Source organism: Pseudonocardia abyssalis, assembly GCF_019263705.2.
Classification (GTDB): domain Bacteria; phylum Actinomycetota; class Actinomycetes; order Mycobacteriales; family Pseudonocardiaceae; genus Pseudonocardia; species Pseudonocardia abyssalis.
Genome location: NZ_JADQDK010000001.1, coordinates 864,283 through 880,442, shown reverse-complemented (window position 1 = coordinate 880,442; position 16,160 = coordinate 864,283). Strand labels below are relative to the sequence as shown.

14 protein-coding genes are annotated in these 16,160 nt (G+C 73.2%); 1 reads left to right on the top strand and 13 read right to left on the bottom strand.

The features are described 5' to 3' along the window. Positions 1–9: 9 nt before the first annotated feature. The 9 genes from I4I81_RS04160 to I4I81_RS04120 form a co-directional block, all read right to left on the bottom strand. Positions 10–522 carry a type II toxin-antitoxin system PemK/MazF family toxin gene (locus I4I81_RS04160; protein ID WP_218605672.1) on the bottom strand — a complete coding sequence of 171 codons (513 nt, stop codon included), beginning with the start codon at positions 520–522 and terminating at the stop codon, positions 10–12. A 237-nt stretch (positions 523–759) separates the two neighbouring features. After that, positions 760–990, bottom strand: coding sequence for a hypothetical protein (locus tag I4I81_RS31380; RefSeq protein ID WP_308187733.1), 231 nt, complete (start codon positions 988–990; stop codon positions 760–762). A gap of 863 nt (positions 991–1,853) precedes the next feature. Then, positions 1,854–2,120: a type II toxin-antitoxin system Phd/YefM family antitoxin gene (locus I4I81_RS04150; protein WP_226363739.1), complete on the bottom strand. Its 267-nt coding sequence runs from the start codon at positions 2,118–2,120 to the stop codon at positions 1,854–1,856. Positions 2,121–2,155: 35 nt separating this feature from the next. Further along, positions 2,156–2,347, bottom strand: a complete 192-nt coding sequence (gene bsaP / locus I4I81_RS04145) for a biotin synthase auxiliary protein BsaP (RefSeq protein WP_218605671.1) — start codon at positions 2,345–2,347, stop codon at positions 2,156–2,158. Beyond that, positions 2,347–3,357 (bottom strand): biotin synthase BioB, encoded by a 1,011-nt coding sequence (bioB, locus tag I4I81_RS04140; RefSeq protein ID WP_226363738.1) that lies wholly within the window; start codon positions 3,355–3,357, stop codon positions 2,347–2,349. Before bioB ends, bsaP begins: the two co-directional genes overlap by 1 nt. Continuing rightward, on the bottom strand, positions 3,354–4,043 hold the full coding sequence (bioD, locus tag I4I81_RS04135) for a dethiobiotin synthase (protein ID WP_218615826.1): 690 nt from the start codon (positions 4,041–4,043) through the stop codon (positions 3,354–3,356). Before bioD ends, bioB begins: the two co-directional genes overlap by 4 nt. After that, entirely contained in the window at positions 4,040–5,173 is a 1,134-nt protein-coding gene (locus I4I81_RS04130) for an 8-amino-7-oxononanoate synthase (protein WP_218615825.1), read from the bottom strand. The genes bioD and I4I81_RS04130 overlap by 4 nt, the downstream gene beginning before the upstream one ends. A gap of 13 nt (positions 5,174–5,186) precedes the next feature. After that, entirely contained in the window at positions 5,187–7,301 is a 2,115-nt protein-coding gene (locus I4I81_RS04125) for a SulP family inorganic anion transporter (protein ID WP_218604380.1), read from the bottom strand. A gap of 255 nt (positions 7,302–7,556) precedes the next feature. Beyond that, a complete protein-coding gene (locus tag I4I81_RS04120; RefSeq protein WP_218604379.1) occupies positions 7,557–8,825 on the bottom strand; it encodes an adenosylmethionine--8-amino-7-oxononanoate transaminase in 1,269 nt (422 codons plus the stop codon). 27 nt (positions 8,826–8,852) lie between these two features. On the opposite strand from I4I81_RS04120, the gene I4I81_RS04115 reads away from it, so the two are divergent. Beyond that, positions 8,853–9,725, top strand: a complete 873-nt coding sequence (locus I4I81_RS04115; protein WP_218604378.1) for a PaaX family transcriptional regulator — start codon at positions 8,853–8,855, stop codon at positions 9,723–9,725. Positions 9,726–9,826: 101 nt separating this feature from the next. On the opposite strand, the gene dnaE is transcribed toward I4I81_RS04115, so the two are convergent. The 4 genes from dnaE to I4I81_RS04095 form a co-directional block, all read right to left on the bottom strand. Continuing rightward, entirely contained in the window at positions 9,827–13,387 is a 3,561-nt protein-coding gene (dnaE, locus tag I4I81_RS04110) for a DNA polymerase III subunit alpha (RefSeq protein ID WP_218604377.1), read from the bottom strand. Between the two features lie 265 nt (positions 13,388–13,652). Then, entirely contained in the window at positions 13,653–14,846 is a 1,194-nt protein-coding gene (locus tag I4I81_RS04105; protein ID WP_218615824.1) for a glycosyltransferase, read from the bottom strand. 44 nt (positions 14,847–14,890) lie between these two features. Continuing rightward, positions 14,891–15,871, bottom strand: a complete 981-nt coding sequence (locus I4I81_RS04100; RefSeq protein ID WP_218605916.1) for a DMT family protein — start codon at positions 15,869–15,871, stop codon at positions 14,891–14,893. Then, positions 15,868–16,137, bottom strand: a complete 270-nt coding sequence (locus I4I81_RS04095) for a hypothetical protein (protein WP_218605917.1) — start codon at positions 16,135–16,137, stop codon at positions 15,868–15,870. Before I4I81_RS04095 ends, I4I81_RS04100 begins: the two co-directional genes overlap by 4 nt. Positions 16,138–16,160: the final 23 nt, after the last annotated feature.

The window sequence follows — 16,160 nt, the reverse complement described above, 5'->3', positions numbered from 1 at the left end:
GTCGCGCCGTCAGCTCCAGCCGAAGCGCCCGCGCAGCTCGCCGGCGACGCGGTCGAACCGGTCGCGGTCGAGCACGGCGCCCTCGCGGCGGATGTCGTGCTCCCCCACCTCCAGGACCCGGTCGAGCCGCACGAACGACTCGCGCCCCTCGCGGTCCCACGCCCCCGACCCGATCGAGACCCAGTCGCGGTCGTCGGCCCGCTCGTGCTGGCTCGACAGCATCAGCCCGACCAGGTCACCCTCCTGCCGCCCGACGACGAGCAACGGGCGGTCCTTGCCGCGCCCGTCGTTCTCCTCGAACGGCACCCAGGCCCAGACGATCTCGCCCGGGTCGGCCGACCCGTCGAGGTCGGGGGCGTAGGCGATCGTGCGCGGGGCGTCGCCGGTGGGCGCGCTGCGCGCCTGCGTCCGCAGCCGCGGCGCCGCCGTCCCACCTGCCGGACGCGTGGGTGTCTGCGACCTCGACAGCAGGTCCATCCCGATCTTGGCCGCCTGCCGCAGCAGGTTTCCCCAGTTCGCCATGCGTCCAGCATGGCGGGTGGCGGAGGACCTGCCGCGGCCGACCCCGACCCCGCTGGAGACCGAGCTTGTCGGCGGCCAGGCGCGCCCCCTCCACCCGGTTCGCGATCTTCTGGAAGGCGACGTCGCGGGCGTGGTCGGGCGACCCGTGGTTGGGCTTCTCGTCGATCGAGAACGGGGAGAAACCGCAGTCGTCGGTGGCGCCGAGCTGGTTGCGGTCGATGAAGTTCGCCGCCCGGATCAGATTGTCGGCGATCTCCTGCGGCGATTCCACCCGCGGATTCCCCGGATCGCCACCCCCAGGTACGCCATCTGCGTGACACCTTCGGCGTCGGAGCGCAGGTTCTGCCCGATCGTCTCGTACACCGGGTCCTTCTCGCGCTCGCTGGCCAGCTGGATGAGGAGGTAACCGGCGTCGATGTCGAACATCGAGCCCAGCAGGTTGTTGTAGGGCACGTCCGCGGAGTGCACGGAATCGCGGTCGCCACCCGGACAGGTGTGGATGCCGGATGCCGATGTTCACGCGCTCCTCGGCGGTGAACCGCGCCATCACGCGGTTGTTCAGCTCGATGAAATGCGGGAGCAGACCGGCGCCCGTCCAGGGGTTGCGCGGGTCGGCGCGGGTGGCGAGGCGCCCCTCGGTGAAGTCGGCGGACACACGCACCGCGCCCGCGGCGAGGGCCCCGCGGATGTCCTTGTCGCACTCGTCGATGAGCGCGGCCTCGAACTCCTCGCGCGAGTACCCCTCGACCGGCTCGTTCAACGGATGGAGCAGTGCGAGCATCGACGGCGCGATGACGGCCCGCTTCATCGGCTTGGTGGCGTAGCCGAGCGACTTCCGCAACGTGTCGGCCGCGTGCTGGTTGTAGGCGAACGGGCCGCGTTCCAGCTTCGGCAACCGGCGTCCGTGGCCGTCGGCGAAGATCGCGAAGTACTGCCCGCCCGGGCCGAGGCTGGGCGCCAGTCCGGTGCCGGCGAGTGGCGATCGGGTAGGTGGCGAACGACGACCAGCGCTGCTCGCCGTCGGAGACGATCGGTGAACCGGTGGCCTCGCCCCGTTCGATGGAGTCCTTGACCGCGGCGTCCTGCAGTTCCTCGAGATCACCCTGCTCGATCTCACCGGCGTCGAACCTCGCGTAGGCCTGCTGCAGCTTCGCCGGTCGGGGCAGGGACCCGACGGGTTCGGTGGGTGGTCCGGTGCTGGTGCGGGGTGGCGGCCGAGCCCGCCCACCGAGATCGCGCTCACCGCGGTCTCCGCGTCGTCGCACCCACACCTGTCGACGACGTCGAGATCGATCAGCGCCGCAGTGTCGAGGACGACCGCCGCGGCGACCTCAGCACTCCCGACGGTCGTCGCCGGAGACCGCGTCGTCGGCCGCCCGATCGGCGTACCGCTGCTCGACGTCGATCGGTGGAAGGGTCCTCGCGTGCTCCTGCTCCTCGCGGAAGGTCGAGCGCCTCGGGCGACTCCCACCGCCGTGCGGGGTCGGATCGGCCACCGGGCGACCGTTGCGAGTGATCACGAAGCTCCCGCCCGCCCCGACTCGACGCATGATCTCGGCGTCGTCGTTGCCACTGCTCTGGGCGATGGCCTCGGGCACCCGACGCACCGGAGCACGACGGTGCCACGGCAACGCTACGCGCTGTGCAGCTCGCCGTGCCGGCTGCACAGGGCCGTCCAGCCCACCGGGTTCACCTGGACGACCATCCGCCGCGCGCACGCGGGGCAGTACCGCGGCGGCTCCAGCTCGCGACGTGTGACGCAGCGCGGATGGTCACCGGCGGGCTGCCCGCACTGGTCGCAGAAGGACTCGTCGCGATGGGCCATCAGATCGTGTCGTTCAGCGCCTTGATCGGCATCTGGAGCTCGCCGAGCAGGTCGATGTCGGACTCCGCCGCGCGCCCCAGCGTCGTGAGGTAGTTGCCCACGATGACCGCGTTGATCCCGCCGAGCAGGCCCTTGCGGGCGCCCAGGTCGCCGAGCGTGATCTCCCGACCGCCCGCGAAGCGCAGCACCGTACGCGGCAGCGCGAGCCGGAACGCCGCGACCGCGCGCAGCGCGTCGGACCCCTCCATCGGCTCCTGGTCACCGAACGGGGTGCCCGGGCGCGGGTTGAGGAAGTTCAACGGCACCTCGTCCGGGGTCAGCGCGGCCAACTGCGACGCGAACTCCGCACGCTGCTCCAACGTCTCCCCCATCCCCAGGATCCCGCCGCAGCACACCTCCATGCCGGCCTCGCGCACCAGCCGCAGCGTCTCCGCCCGCTCCTCCCAGGTGTGCGTGGTGACCACGTTCGGGAAGTGCGACCGCGCCGTCTCCAGGTTGTGGTTGTAGCGGTGCACGCCCATCGCGGCGAGCTGGTCGACCTGCTCCTGGTCCAGCATCCCCAGCGAGCACGCGATGTTGATGTCGATCTCGTCCTTGATCGCCGCGATCCCCGCCGCGACCTGCGCCATCAGCCGCGCGTCCGGCCCGCGCACGGCGGCGACGATGCAGAACTCCGTGGCCCCGGTCTTCGCGGTCTGCTTCGCCGCCTCGACCAGCGCCGGGACGTCGAGCCACGCCGAGCGCACCGGCGAGGCGAACAGGCCCGACTGCGAGCAGAAGTGGCAGTCCTCCGGGCACCCGCCGGTCTTGAGCGAGATGATCCCCTCGACCTCGACCTCCGGCCCGCACCACCGCATCCGCACGTCGTGGGCGAGCTGCAGCAGATCGTCGAGGGCGTCGTCGGGCAGCCGCAGCACCTCGAGCACCTGGGCCTCGTCGAGGCCGATGCCCTCCTCCAACACCTGGGTGCGGGCGGTGGACAGGATGGCGGCGGCTTCGGTGGTCGTCACGATCCGGGACTATGCCATTCCCCGCCCAGTTCGGGCGAAAGACTGTGACGGGCGACGGACTCGAACTCCTCCGGGCCGAGCACCCCGGCCCCGTCCGGGACCGCTCCGAGCAGCGGGAATCCGGTGACGGCGGGCAGGTCGGCGAGGTTGCAGCGCGCGGCGAGATCGGGGTCGCGCGGCCACGACCCGACGACGACCCCCGCGCACCGCAACCCGCGCGCGGTCAGCGCCCCGGTCGTCAGGGCGGTGTGGTTGAGCGTGCCCAGACCCGCCGCGGCGACGACGAGGACGGGTGCGTCGAGGGCTGCCGCGACGTCGGCCAGCGTCCCCGTCCCGTCGAACCGGACGAGCAGCCCGCCCGCCCCCTCGACGAGCACGAGGTCGTGGTCGACGGCCAGTTCCCGGGCCGCCGCGACGGCCGCGGCGGGTGTGACCGGCGGGAGGCCGGCGCGGCGGGCGGCGGTGTCGGGGGCGAGCGGATCGGGGTAGCGGCCCAGCTCGCGGCCGGTGACGCCGGGGACGAGGCGGGCGACGTCGGCGAGGTCGCCCGGCTCGTCGGGACCCACCCCGGTCTGGGCGGGCTTGAGTACCGCGACGCGGCCCGGCGCGAGCGCGGCCACCGCGGCGGTGACGACGGTCTTGCCGACCCCCGTCCCGGTGCCGGTGACGACGAGGACGCGACTCATCGCGCCGCCGCAGGCGCCAGCACCTCGGCCAGCACCGCACGGACGTGCGCGAGCTCGTCGCCGGTCAGCGTCGCCCGCGCCGTCAGCCGCAGCCGGCTCGTCCCCACCGGGACCGACGGCGGGCGGAAGCAACCGACCCGCACACCCAGCTCCGCGCACCGCCGTGCGGCGGCGAGCGCCCGCTCCGGCTCGCCCAGCACCACCGACACCACCGACGACTCCGGCACCGGCACCCCGGCGGCGGCGGCGAGGTCGGCGGCGGCGCGCAGCACCGCCCCGGGCAGGGACGGGGTGGCCGCCAGCACTCGCAGGGCCGCGAGGGCGGAGCCGACGCAGGCGGGCGCGAGGCCGGTGTCGAAGATGAACGAGCGCGCGGTGTCGACGAGGTGCGCGGTGACCGCGGCGGGCCCGAGCACCGCCCCGCCCTGGCTCCCCAGCGCCTTCGACAGCGTCACGGTGGCCACGACGTCGTCCGCCCCCGCCAGCCCGACGCCGGCCAGCAGCCCGCGCCCACCCGGCCCGCAGACGCCCAGCCCGTGGGCCTCGTCGACGACGAGGAGCGCCCCTCTCGCCCGGCTGACCTCGTGCAGGGCCCGGAGCGGGGCCAGCCCGCCGTCGACGCTGTTCACGCTGTCGGTGACGACGAGCGCGCGGGACTCGGTGCGCGCGGCGAGGGCCGCGTCGACGGCGGCGGGACCGTCCGCCACGACGATCCGCGCCCGGGACAACCGGCAGGCGTCGACGAGCGACGCGTGGTTGGCGACGTCGGAGACGATCAGTGAGCCCGGCCCGGACAGCGCGGTGAGCGCGCCGAGGTTCGCCGCGTAGCCCGAGGAGAACACGAGAGCCGACTCGACGCCGCAGAACGCCGCGAGCTCACGCTCCAGCTCCGCGTGCAGCGCGGTCGTGCCCGTGACCAGCCGTGACCCCGTCGAGCCCGCCCCCCACGTCCGCAGGGCCTCGATGCCACCGGCGACGACCCGCGGGTCGGAGGTCAACCCGAGGTAGTCGTTGCCGGCGAGGTCGATGCCGGGCTCACCGGCCGGGCGCGGGCGCAGCTCCCGGCGCAGTCCGGCGGCGCGACGGGCGTCGGCGTGGGCGTCGAGCCAGGCGAGGGGGTGGTCAACCACCCCCCGACCCTAGCTACCCGAGCCGGAACTCCTGCGCCTCCCGGTCCAGGGCGAGCACCCGGGCGGTGGGGATGTCGGAGAACAGCCCGACGAGTCCCGCCCCGGTGTGCTCCAGCGCGTCGAGCTGGACGGCGACGTTGACCATCGCCAACGCCTCGGCCTCGCCGAACCCGTCGCGCAGCGCCGCGACGCCGACCGGGTGCCCCGCGCGGAACGCCTCCAGGCTCGGGGCCGCCGCACGCAGCCAGTCGCCCAGCGCACCCTCGGCGGTGCCGTCGAGCAGCCCGCGCATCGCGCCGCAGCCGGAGTGCCCGCACACCGCGAGCGTCGGGACCTCCAGGACCGTCGTCGCGTACTGGACGGCGGCGCGCACCGACGTCCCGGCGACGAGGTTGCCGACGTTCTGCACGGTGAACAGGTCGCCCGGGCCGCTGCGGGTGATCACGCTGGGCACGACCCGGGAGTCGGCGCAGGTCAGCAGCAGCCCCGACGGGGCCTGCCCGGAGCCCGGCGACCGCAGCGGCACCGACTCCTCGTGGAACGCCGCCACGCCCGTGAGCAGCGGTTTCGCCTGGGACCCCGGCCACTGTGACCACGTCGCGTACCGGCCCCGCCGCGTGCCGCCGGCGTCGGCAGGCTCGGTCACCTCGGTCGGGGCGCCGCTCGCGCGGTGCCGGGCGGTCCAGGTGTCGAGATGGTCGTAGGCGGCGTGGTCGAGGTAGTCGACGACGAGGTCGACCTGCACCGGCGCACCGGCGGGCACCGCGCCCAGCGTCCGCGCCAGCGACGGGACGGACAGGAAGCTCAGTGTCCCCCCGACGATGACGCGGTGCGGCTCGCCGTCGGCCGCGGGCGGCTCGTGCTGCAGGCTCGCCGAGAGCGCGCGGCGCAGCATGAGGAAGGCGGCGACGGCCAGCCCGACCCCGACGCCCTCCAGCAGGTTCAGCGCCAGCACCCCGACGATGGTGGCGACGTAGACCGCGAGGTCGCCGTGGCGGCGGGCCTGCGCCATGTCGGCCGGCTTCACGAGCTGGAGCCCGACCATGATCAGCAGTCCGGCGAGGGCCGCGAGCGGCACCAGCTCGATGATCCCGATCAGGAAGATCGCGAACACCGCGATCCAGACGCCGTGGAACACGGTCGCCGCGCGGGTGCGGGCCCCGGCCCGGACGTTGGCCGAGCTGCGCACGATCACCCCGGTGACGGGCAGGCCGCCGAGCAGCCCGGACACTCCGTTGGCGGCGCCCTGACCGATCAGCTCGCGGTCGGGGCGGGTGCGCGGGCCGTGGCTGCCGTCCGGGCGGCGGAGCCGGTCGACCGCGACGGCCGACAGCAGGCTCTCCACGCTCGCGATCAGGGCGACGGTCAGGATGCCGCCGACGATCCCGGTCCAGTCCCCCGTCGGCAGCACGCTCGGCAGGGCGATCGACTCCAGCAGCCCGCCGGGGAGGTCGACCCTCGGGACCGCGGGCCAGATCACCGCGACGGCGGTGGCCGCGACGACGGCGACGAGCGGCCCGGGCACCGCCCGCACCACCTTCGGCACCAGCGGCCAGGCCAGCAGCATCGTGAGCGTCACGCCGCCGACGGCCGCGGCGGCCGGATCGGCGGCCAGCAGCCGGGCGGGGAGCCCGAGGACGGAGTCGACGGCGCTCGTGGGCGGGGTTGCGCCGAGCACGACGTGCAGCTGGCCGAGAGCGATCGTCAGCCCGATCCCGGCGAGCATCCCGTGCACGACGGCGGGCGGGATGGCCTGGCTGAACCGGGCGACGCGCAGCAGCCCGAACACGATCTGCAGCAGGCCCGCGCCGACCGTGATCAGGCAGGTGACCTGCCAGCCGAACCGCGCCACCAGCTCGGCGACGACGACGGTGAGGCCCGCGGCCGGCCCGCTGACCTGCAGCGGCGAGCCGCCCAGCAGCCCGGCCACCACGCCGCCGACGACCGCGGCGATGATCCCGGCCATGATCGGCGCGCCGGAGGCGAGCGCGATGCCCAGCGACAGCGGGACGGCGACGAGGAAGACGACGAGCGAGGCGCCGAGGTCGGCGCGCAGGGCCGCCACGCGGCCGGTCCCGGCGGGAGCGGGCGGGGCGTGCTGGGACGGGCGGACCTCGGATGCGGTCATCGAGAACTCCGGCAGATAGGTCGGTCACGGACGGGCGCCTCGGTGCACCGCGACCCAGCCAACGCCACATCACCGATGTCCGTTCCGAGCCCTCTGTCCGCCTTCCGCCGCGTTCACCTGACTGTCATGTTCATCTGGGCGGCCGGTCCGCGCTGGTCGGCGTACTGCGGACGACGCGGCCGGCCGCGGCTCCCGGCGCCGCCGTCACCCGGTCGACGACCCCGCACGGGTGATCATCGGTGTCCATGATCACCCCTACCCGGCGGCCGCCGCCGCGCACACCGCCGCGGTGATCGACGCCAGGTCGTCGGGCGTGCAGACATAGGGCGGCATCGTGTAGACGAGGTCGCGGAACGGGCGCAGCCACACCCCCGCCTCGACCGCGGCCGCCGACGCCGCAGCCATGTCGACCTCGTGGTCGAGCTGCACGACCCCGATCGCGCCGAGCACCCGAACCTCGACGACGCCGGGCAGCGCCCGGGCCGGGGTGAGCCCCGCGGTCAGCGCGCGGCCGATCCCGGAGACCTCGCCGCGCCAGTCACGCTCCTGGAGCAGCCGCACCGACGCCCCCGCGACGGCCGCGGCGAGCGGGTTCCCCATGAACGTCGGGCCGTGCATGAGGACGCCCGCGGCCCCGTCGGAGATCCCCCTGGCCACCTCCGACGTGCACAGCGCCGCCGCCATCGTCAGGTAGCCGCCGGTCAGGGCCTTGCCGACGCACATGACGTCGGGCGCGATCCCGGCGTGGTCGGCGGCGAACATCTCACCGGTGCGACCGAAACCGGTGGCGATCTCGTCGAACACCAGCAGCACGTCATGGGTGAGGCACAGCTCGCGCAGGACGTGCAGGTAGCGGGGATCGTGGAAGCGCATCCCGCCCGCACCCTGCACCACCGGCTCGACGATCACCGCGGCCAGCTCGTCCGCGTGCGTCTCGACGAGCTTCGCGAGCTCCTCGACGTAGGCGGTCTCGAACTCCCGCGGCGGCGCGGAGGCGAAGACCTGCTGCGGGAGGACGTCCTGCCACAGCGAGTGCATCCCGCCGTCGGGGTCGCAGACACTCATCGCGCCGAACGTGTCCCCGTGGTAGCCGCCCCGCCAGGTCATCAGCCGGTGCTTCTCCGGCCGGCCGCGCGAGCGCTGGTACTGCAGGCACATCTTGATCGCGACCTCGACCGATACCGACCCGGAGTCGGCCAGGAACACGTGCTCCAGACCGGCCGGGGTGACGTCGACGAGCAGCCGGGCCAGGTCGACGGCGGGCGAGTGCGTCAGACCACCGAACATCACGTGGCTCATGGACCCGAGCTGGTCGCGCACCGCCGCGTCGAGGACGGGGTGGGCGTAGCCGTGGATCGCCGCCCACCACGACGACATGCCGTCGACGAGCTCGCGACCGTCGGCGAGCGTCAGCCGGACCCCGGACGCCGAGGCGACGGGCAGCGGCACCGACGTCGCCGGCATCGGGGCGTAGGGGTGCCACACGTGCTGCCGGTCCGCTGCCACCAGGTCGCTGATCTCCACGGGCGATCACACTAGAGTGGGCCGGTCATGTCCGCCGCCGAGTCACTCCCCCCTCTCCCGGGCACCGAGCACCCGGCGCTGTCGCGCCGCCGCGAGCTGGGCGCGACCAGCGCCCGTTCCCTGCTGCTCACGGTCCTCGGCGAGTTCGTCCTCCCGCGCGAGGAGCCGGTCTGGACGCAGGCCATCCTCGACGTCCTCGGTGCGCTCGACGTCGAGCCCAAGTCGGCGCGGCAGGCCCTGGCCCGCACGGCGGCGGAGGGGTTGCTGGAGTCCGACCGGGCCGGGCGGCGGGTGCGCTGGTCCCTCACCCCGTCGGGCCGGCGGCTGCTCACCGACGGCGCCGAGCGGATCTACGGGTTCGGCGCGTCGGCGCGGCCGTGGGACGGCCGGTGGCTGGTGCTGCTGGTCAGCGTCCCGGAGGCCCGCCGCCAGCTGCGCCACCGGCTGCGCACGCGGCTGGCCTGGGCCGGGCTCGGGTCGCCAGCGCCGGGCGTGTGGGTCTCGCCCGACCCGGGCAAGCAGCCCGAGGTCGCCGACGTCCTCGCCGACCTCGAACTCACCGCAGTCAGCAGCTCGTTCGTCGGGCCGTTCGGCGCGATCGGCGCGGAGGGCGAGGTCGTCGCGCAGGCCTGGGACCTCGCGGACGTCGAGGCGGCCTACGAGGAGTTCCTCGACGCCTTCTCCGGCGCCGAGCCCGCCACCCCGGCCGAGGTGCTGGCCCACCAGATCCACCTGGTGCACGCGTGGCGGCGCTTCCCGTTCCTCGACCCCCGCCTCCCCCCGGAGCTGCTGCCCGCGCACTGGGCGGGCACCCGGGCCGCGGAGCGGTTCGCCCACCTGCACGCCCGCTGGGACCGCCCCGCCCAGCAGTACTGGCAGCGGCTCGCCGGGCGGCCCTGACCGGCGCCCTGCGGCACGAGCTTCACGCGGAGGGGTTCCCCGGGCGCTCGACACCTCTCGACTGGATCCCGGGCCGGTCGACGTCCCCGCTGACGGGGCGATCAGCCCAGGCAGCCGGGGCCGAGCAGGGCCTTCAGGTCGCCCATCAGCGCGCTCGACTGCGTGACCTTCAGCCCGTCGTCGAGCTTCCAGACCTTCGTGCCGCTCCCACCCACCAGCGCCAGGTGCACCTCGGAGGTGCCCGGGTGGTGACTGAGCACCTCCTTGAGCCGGCTCACCCGCTGCGGGGTGACCAGCTCGGTGCGCATGCTCACCTTGATCGGGGCACCCGGGCCGCCGTTGGCGACGGTGAGGTCGGGCAGGGCGAGGTCGTTGACGATCAGCGAGACGCGGTCGTCGCGGCGGTTGACCCGGCCCTTGAGCAGCACGATCGCGTCCTCGGCGACGTCGACGCCGACCACCTGGTAGCAGCGGGGGAAGAACAGCACCTCGAGCCCGCCCGCCAGGTCCTCCAGCTGCGCCGACGCCCAGGGCTCGCCGTTCTTGTTCACCCGCCGGTTGACCCCGGCGAGGATGCCGCCGATGGTGACCTGGTGCCCGTCGGGCACGTCGCCGCCGACGATGGCCGAGATCGGGGTGTCGGTCTTGGCCGCCAGCACCTGCTCCACGCCGTGCAGCGGGTGACCGGAGACGTAGAGCCCGAGCATCTCCCGCTCCACCGCGAGCTTGTGCTTGGTCTCCCACTCGTCGTCGGAGACCTTGACGTCGAACACGGAGTCGAGCTCGGACGTGCCGGACCCGTCCATCGAGCCGAACAGGTCGAACTGGCCCATCGACGCGGCCTTCTTGGTGCTCATCACCGCGTCGATCGCGTCGGCGTGCACCAGGAGCAGGCCCTTGCGGGTGTGCCCGAGCGAGTCGAACGCCCCGGCCTTGATGAGCGACTCGATGACCTTCTTGTTGCAGACCACCGCGTCGACCTTGCGCAGGAAGTCGGAGAAGTCGGTGAAGTCGCCCTTGTCCTTGCGCGCCTTCACGATCGCGTCGACGACGTTGACGCCGACGTTGCGGATGCCGCCGAGGCCGAAACGGATGTCGGTGCCGACCGGCGCGAAGTTGCGCACCGACTCGTTGACGTCGGGCGCGAGCACCGTGATGCCCATGCGGCGGCACTCCGCGAGGTAGACCGCGGCCTTGTCCTTGTCGTCGCGCACCGAGGTGAGCACGCCGGACATGTACTCCGACGGGTAGTTGGCCTTGAGGTACGCCGTCCAGTACGAGACGACGCCGTACGCGGCGGAGTGCGCCCGGTTGAACGCGTAGTCGGAGAACGGGAGCAGGATGTCCCAGAGCGTCTTGACCGCGGCCGCGGAGTAGCCGTTGTCCTTCATCCCCTGGGCGAAGCCGGCGTACTCCTTGTCCAGGATCTCCTTCTTCTTCTTGCCCATCGCGCGACGGAGCAGGTCGGCCTGGCCCAACGTGTACCCGGCCAGCGTCTGCGCGATCGCCATGACCTGTTCCTGGTACACGATCAGGCCGTAGGTCTCCCCGAGCACCTCCTTGAGCGGCTCCTCCAGCTCGGGGTGGATCGGGATGATCTCCTGGCGCTTGTTCTTGCGGTCGGCGTAGTCGTTGTGCGCGTTGGCGCCCATCGGGCCCGGCCGGTAGAGCGCACCGACGGCGGAGATGTCGTCGAACTCGGTGGGCGCCATGCGGCGCAGCAGGTCGCGCATCGGCCCGCCGTCGAGCTGGAACACCCCGAGCGTCTCGCCCTTGGACAGCAGGTCGTAGGTGTTCTGGTCGTCGAGCCCGACGTCCTCGATGACGAGCTTCGCCTTGCCGTTGAGCTCGATGTTCTCCAGCGCATCGTCGATGATCGTGAGGTTGCGCAGGCCCAGGAAGTCCATCTTGAGCAGCCCGAGCGTCTCGCAGGCGCCCATGTCGAACTGCGTGATGATCGCGCCGTCGGCCTCGCGACGCTGGATCGGGATGACGTCGATCAGCGGCTTGCTCGACATGATCACGCCCGCGGCGTGCACGCCCCACTGCCGCTTGAGGCCCTCCAGGCCCCGCGCGGTGTCGATGATCTCCTTGACCTGCGGGTCGACGTCGTAGAGCGCCCGGACCTCGGTGGCCTCGGAGTACCGCTTGTGCGTGGGGTCGAACACCCCGGACAGCGGGATGTCCTTGCCCATGATCGCCGGCGGCATCGCCTTGGTGATCCGGTCGGCCACCGCGTAGCCGGGCTGCCCGAACAGCACCCGCGCGGAGTCCTTGATCGCGGCCTTCGCCTTGATCGTGGAGTAGGTGATGATCTGCGCGATCCGGTCCTCGCCGTACTTCTCCGTGGTGTAGCGGATCATCTCGCCACGCCTGCGCTCGTCGAAGTCCATGTCGATGTCGGGCATCGAGATGCGCTCGGGGTTGAGGAACCGCTCGAAGAGCAGCTTGTGGTGGATCGGGTCGAGGTCGGTGATGCCCAGCGCGTAGGCGACGAGCGAGCCGGCGGCGGACCCGCGGCCGGGGCCGCAGCGGATGCCGACCTTCTTCGCGTGCTGGATCAGGTCGGCCGTGACCAGGAAGTACCCGGGGAAGCCCATCTGGATGATGACGCCGACCTCGTAGTCGACCTGCTTGCGGTACTGGTCGGTGATGCCGTTCGGGAAGCGCTGGTGCATCCCCCGTTCGACCTCCTTGACCAGCCAGCTCTCCTCGGACTCGCCGTCGGGCACGGGCGCCCGGGGCATGAGGTCCTGCCCCTCGACGAAGTTGACGTCGACCCGCTCGGCGACCGCCAGCGTGTTGTCGCACGCCTCGGGGAACGCGTCGTCCCACTGGGCCCGCATCTCGGCCGGGGACTTGAGGTAGAAGTCCTGGGCGTCGAACTTGAACCGGTTGGGGTCGGCGAGGGTCTTGCCGGTCTGCACGCACAGCAGCACCTCGTGCGGCTTCGCGTCCTCGGCGTAGGTGTAGTGCAGGTCGTTGGTGGCCAGGCCGGGCAGCTCGAGCTGCTTCTTGAGCCGGTGCAGGTCGTCGCGGACGCGGCGCTCGATCTCGATGCCGTGGTCCATCAGCTCGCAGAAGAAGTTGTCCTTGCCGAAGATGTCGCGGTAGTCGCTCGCGGCCTGGACGGCGGCGTCGTACTTGTCCTGCTGGAGCAGCCGCTGGACCTCACCGGAGGGGCAGCCCGTGGTGGCGATGATCCCCTTGCCGTAGGTCTCCAGCAGTTCGCGGTCCATGCGGGGCTTGTAGTAGTACCCCTCCAGCGACGCGAGCGAGGAGAGCCGGAAGAGGTTGTGCATCCCCTCGTTGTTCTCGGCCAGCAGCGTCATGTGGGTGTACATCTCGCCGGGGTTGTCGGTGTCGTCCGCACCCCCTTTGGAGGTGGCGGCCCCCCGGGCCAGCACCGCGCGCTTGCGCTCGTGGCGGCTCCCCGGTGCGAGGTAGCCCTCCATGCCGATGATCGGCTTGACGCCCGCGGCCTTCGCCTTGCGCCAGAACTCGTAGGCCCCGAACACGTTGCCGTGGTCGGTCATCGCCAGCGCGGGCATCTCCATCCGCGCGGCTTCCTTGAACAGGTCGTCCAGGCGCGCGGCCCCGTCGAGCATGGAGAACTCGGTGTGGGTGTGCAGGTGGACGAAACTGTCGCCTGAGCTGGCCATCGGGGTGGGGGGCTCCCTCCGGCACGACCCTCCCGGGCCGCGCGATCGTCGCGTCCCGGCAGCAGTTCATTCCTCGATCGGACCGGCACCGTGGTGCGGCCCGGCCGACGGGCCGCGGGGATGACCCAGATTAACCCCGACCCCCGACAGTTCCGGCGCTCCGGTACCGCCCCGCGCCGAATGCGCTGCTCACCCCGCCCGGCGGGCGTGTCGGTCACCGGTACCCGGCTACGACCGTTCGCCGGACCACCCCGACCCGCGCGGATCAGGCGGCGCGGACCGCCCCGGCCTCGCGACGGCCGAGCAGCCGCTCGTAGATCCCCTCGAACGTGCTCAGGGTCGCCCCGAGCTCGTGGGAGGCCACCAGCTCGCGGCTGGCCGCCCCCATCCGACGGCGCATGTCGGCGTCACCGACGAGCGCGGCGAGGCGCGTGGTGAGCTCCGGGACGTCACCGGGGGTGTAGAGCCAGCCGTTGCGTCCCGGGCGGACCAGGTGCGGCAGGGCCATCGCGTTGGCCGCGACCACCGGGGTGCCCGCGGCCATCGCCTCCAGCGTGACCAGGCTCTGCAGCTCGGCGATACCGGGCATGCAGAACACCGACGCCCGCCGGTAGGCGGCCACGAGCTCGTCCTCGTCGACGAAGCCGCGGAAGTGCGTGCGGGCGCCGATGCCGAGCTCGGCGGCCAGCCCCGTCCACTCCTCCCGCATGACGCCCTCGCCGATGATCTCCAGCTCGGCGCGGGTGCCCGCGGGCAGCGCGGCGAACGCGCGCAGCAGCTCGTCGACCCGCTTCTCCTGGTCCATCCGGCCGACGAACAGCACGCGGAGCGGAGCGTCGCGGTCGGGCCCCGGGTGGGCGGGCTCGACGGCACGGTACTTCGCGACGTCGATGCCGCAGGACACGGCGAGCGACCCGGTCATGCCGGTGGCCTTCTCCAGCAGTTCGACGGCGCGCGGGGTGGGCGCGGTGACGACGTCGGCGTGGCGGTAGATCAGGTGCATGTCCCACCAGCCGAGCTTGGTGACCGGCTTCTGCATGAACTTCGGTACGCGCGCGTGCCCGACCAGGTTCTCCGGCATGAAGTGGTTGGTCGCGACGATCGGTGTGCCCGCGGCGCGGGCGGCGTGCACGAGGCCGCGGCCCACCGGGAAGTGTCCCTGGACGTGCAGGACGTCCGGGGCGATCTCGGCGAACAGCCGCGCCGTGCGCGGGCGCGTGGTCCACGGCCAGGCCACGCGGAAGTCGGGGTGGCTGAACCAGCGGTGGGACTTGACCGTGTGGACGATCACCCCGTCCTCCTCGCGCACGCCCGACGGGCCGTCGGGCGACGGGGCGACGACGTGCACCTCGTGGCCGCGCTCGACCAGACCGGCGGCGAGGCGCGAGGAGAAGCGTGACAGTCCGTTGACGTCGGGCGCATAGGTGTCTGCGCCGATGACGATGCGTAGCGGCTTCACGGGGAGTGATCCTTTCGGATGCGGTCGGGCGGGGCCGACGCGGGTCACGGGCGGGGAGCGGGCCGCGTCGCCGCGGCGGGATCGTCGGTGGAACCGGCCGGGGCCGGGTCGGACGGGGTGCCCGCCGCGCGCGCGGCGGCGCGCGCACGTCGGGCGTCGGGGTGGTAGCGGGCGAGTGAGACGACCCCGGCCGCGGCGGCGGCGGCACAGCCGAGGAGCACGACGGCTTCGACGCCCGACGTCGCGGGCCCCTCGCCGAGCAGGACGATGCCCAGCAGCACCGCGACGATGGGGTCGACGACGGTGAGGCAGGCGATGACCACCTCGGGCGGCCCGGACGCGAAGCCCTGCTGGATGAGCCAGCCGCCCACGACCAGGGCGACTCCGATGCCGGCCGCGGTGCCGAGCAGGCGGGGGTCGTTCCAGGCGACGAGCCCGGTGGTGATCTGCAGCGACAGCGCCCGGACCAGCGCGGACACCAGCCCGAAGGCGACGGCGCCCGCGGTGACGTAGGCGACGCAGCGCCGCCAGCCGCGGGTGAACGACGCGATCGCCACCAGCACCGCGATCAGCGCGGTGCTGATCCCGCCGGCGATGAGCGTGGCGAAGTCGGGGACGCGGGTGGCGGTCGTCGAGTTCGCGGCGATCGAGACGAACGCCGCGACGCCCGCGACGCTCAGCGCGACCCCGAGCAGCACGCCCCGGCCGGGGCTCTCGTGGGTGCGCCGGGCGGTGAGCAGCACCGCGATCGGCACCGCGAGCACGCCGATCGGCTGGACGACCGACAGCGGGCTCAGCACGAGCGCGACGGCGTGCAGCCCGGAGCCCGCACCGGCCGCGGCGAGTCCGAGCAGCCACCCGGGGCGGCTGAGCAGCGCCCGGAACGCCGCGAGGCCGAGCCGTCTGCCGTCGGTGGAGACGTCGTCGACGGCGTCGTGCTGCAGGGTGGCGGCCACCGCGAAGCAGCCCGCCGCGACCACCGCCAGCGCGATGGCGGGCGAGGACGCCAGGAGGGTGGGGGTCATGCGGTCTCCCGGCATTCGGCCCGGCCGACCAGCGGCACCGGCACGTGGGCGCCGGCGGTGGCCGACACGGTGGAGGCCGGGACGGTCGGCGTGTGACCGCCGGGGACGGCGACGCGATCGCTGATCGGGGCACCGATCGGGTCGACGGCGGAAGAGCCCATCAGGTGCGGCACTCCCATCGGCACCAGGGCGACGATCATCGCGCCGGGGACCACGGGGTCCCCCGCCCATGCGGCCCGCGTCGCGGACCTACCGATCGTCGTCATGATCCCACCGTGGCATCCCGAAG

Excerpts from the sequence above, each read along its gene's own strand:
- I4I81_RS04160 (WP_218605672.1), bottom strand. The coding sequence starts at position 522 with ATGGCGAACTGGGGAAACCTGCTGCGGCAGGCGGCCAAGATCGGGATG.
- bsaP (WP_218605671.1), bottom strand. The coding sequence starts at position 2,347 with ATGGCCCATCGCGACGAGTCCTTCTGCGACCAGTGCGGGCAGCCCGCC.
- bioD (WP_218615826.1), bottom strand. The coding sequence starts at position 4,043 with ATGAGTCGCGTCCTCGTCGTCACCGGCACCGGGACGGGGGTCGGCAAG.
- I4I81_RS04125 (WP_218604380.1), bottom strand. The coding sequence starts at position 7,301 with ATGACCGCATCCGAGGTCCGCCCGTCCCAGCACGCCCCGCCCGCTCCC.
- I4I81_RS04115 (WP_218604378.1), top strand. The coding sequence starts at position 8,853 with ATGTCCGCCGCCGAGTCACTCCCCCCTCTCCCGGGCACCGAGCACCCG.
- dnaE (WP_218604377.1), bottom strand. The coding sequence starts at position 13,387 with ATGGCCAGCTCAGGCGACAGTTTCGTCCACCTGCACACCCACACCGAG.
- I4I81_RS04100 (WP_218605916.1), bottom strand. The coding sequence starts at position 15,871 with ATGACCCCCACCCTCCTGGCGTCCTCGCCCGCCATCGCGCTGGCGGTG.
- I4I81_RS04095 (WP_218605917.1), bottom strand. The coding sequence starts at position 16,137 with ATGACGACGATCGGTAGGTCCGCGACGCGGGCCGCATGGGCGGGGGAC.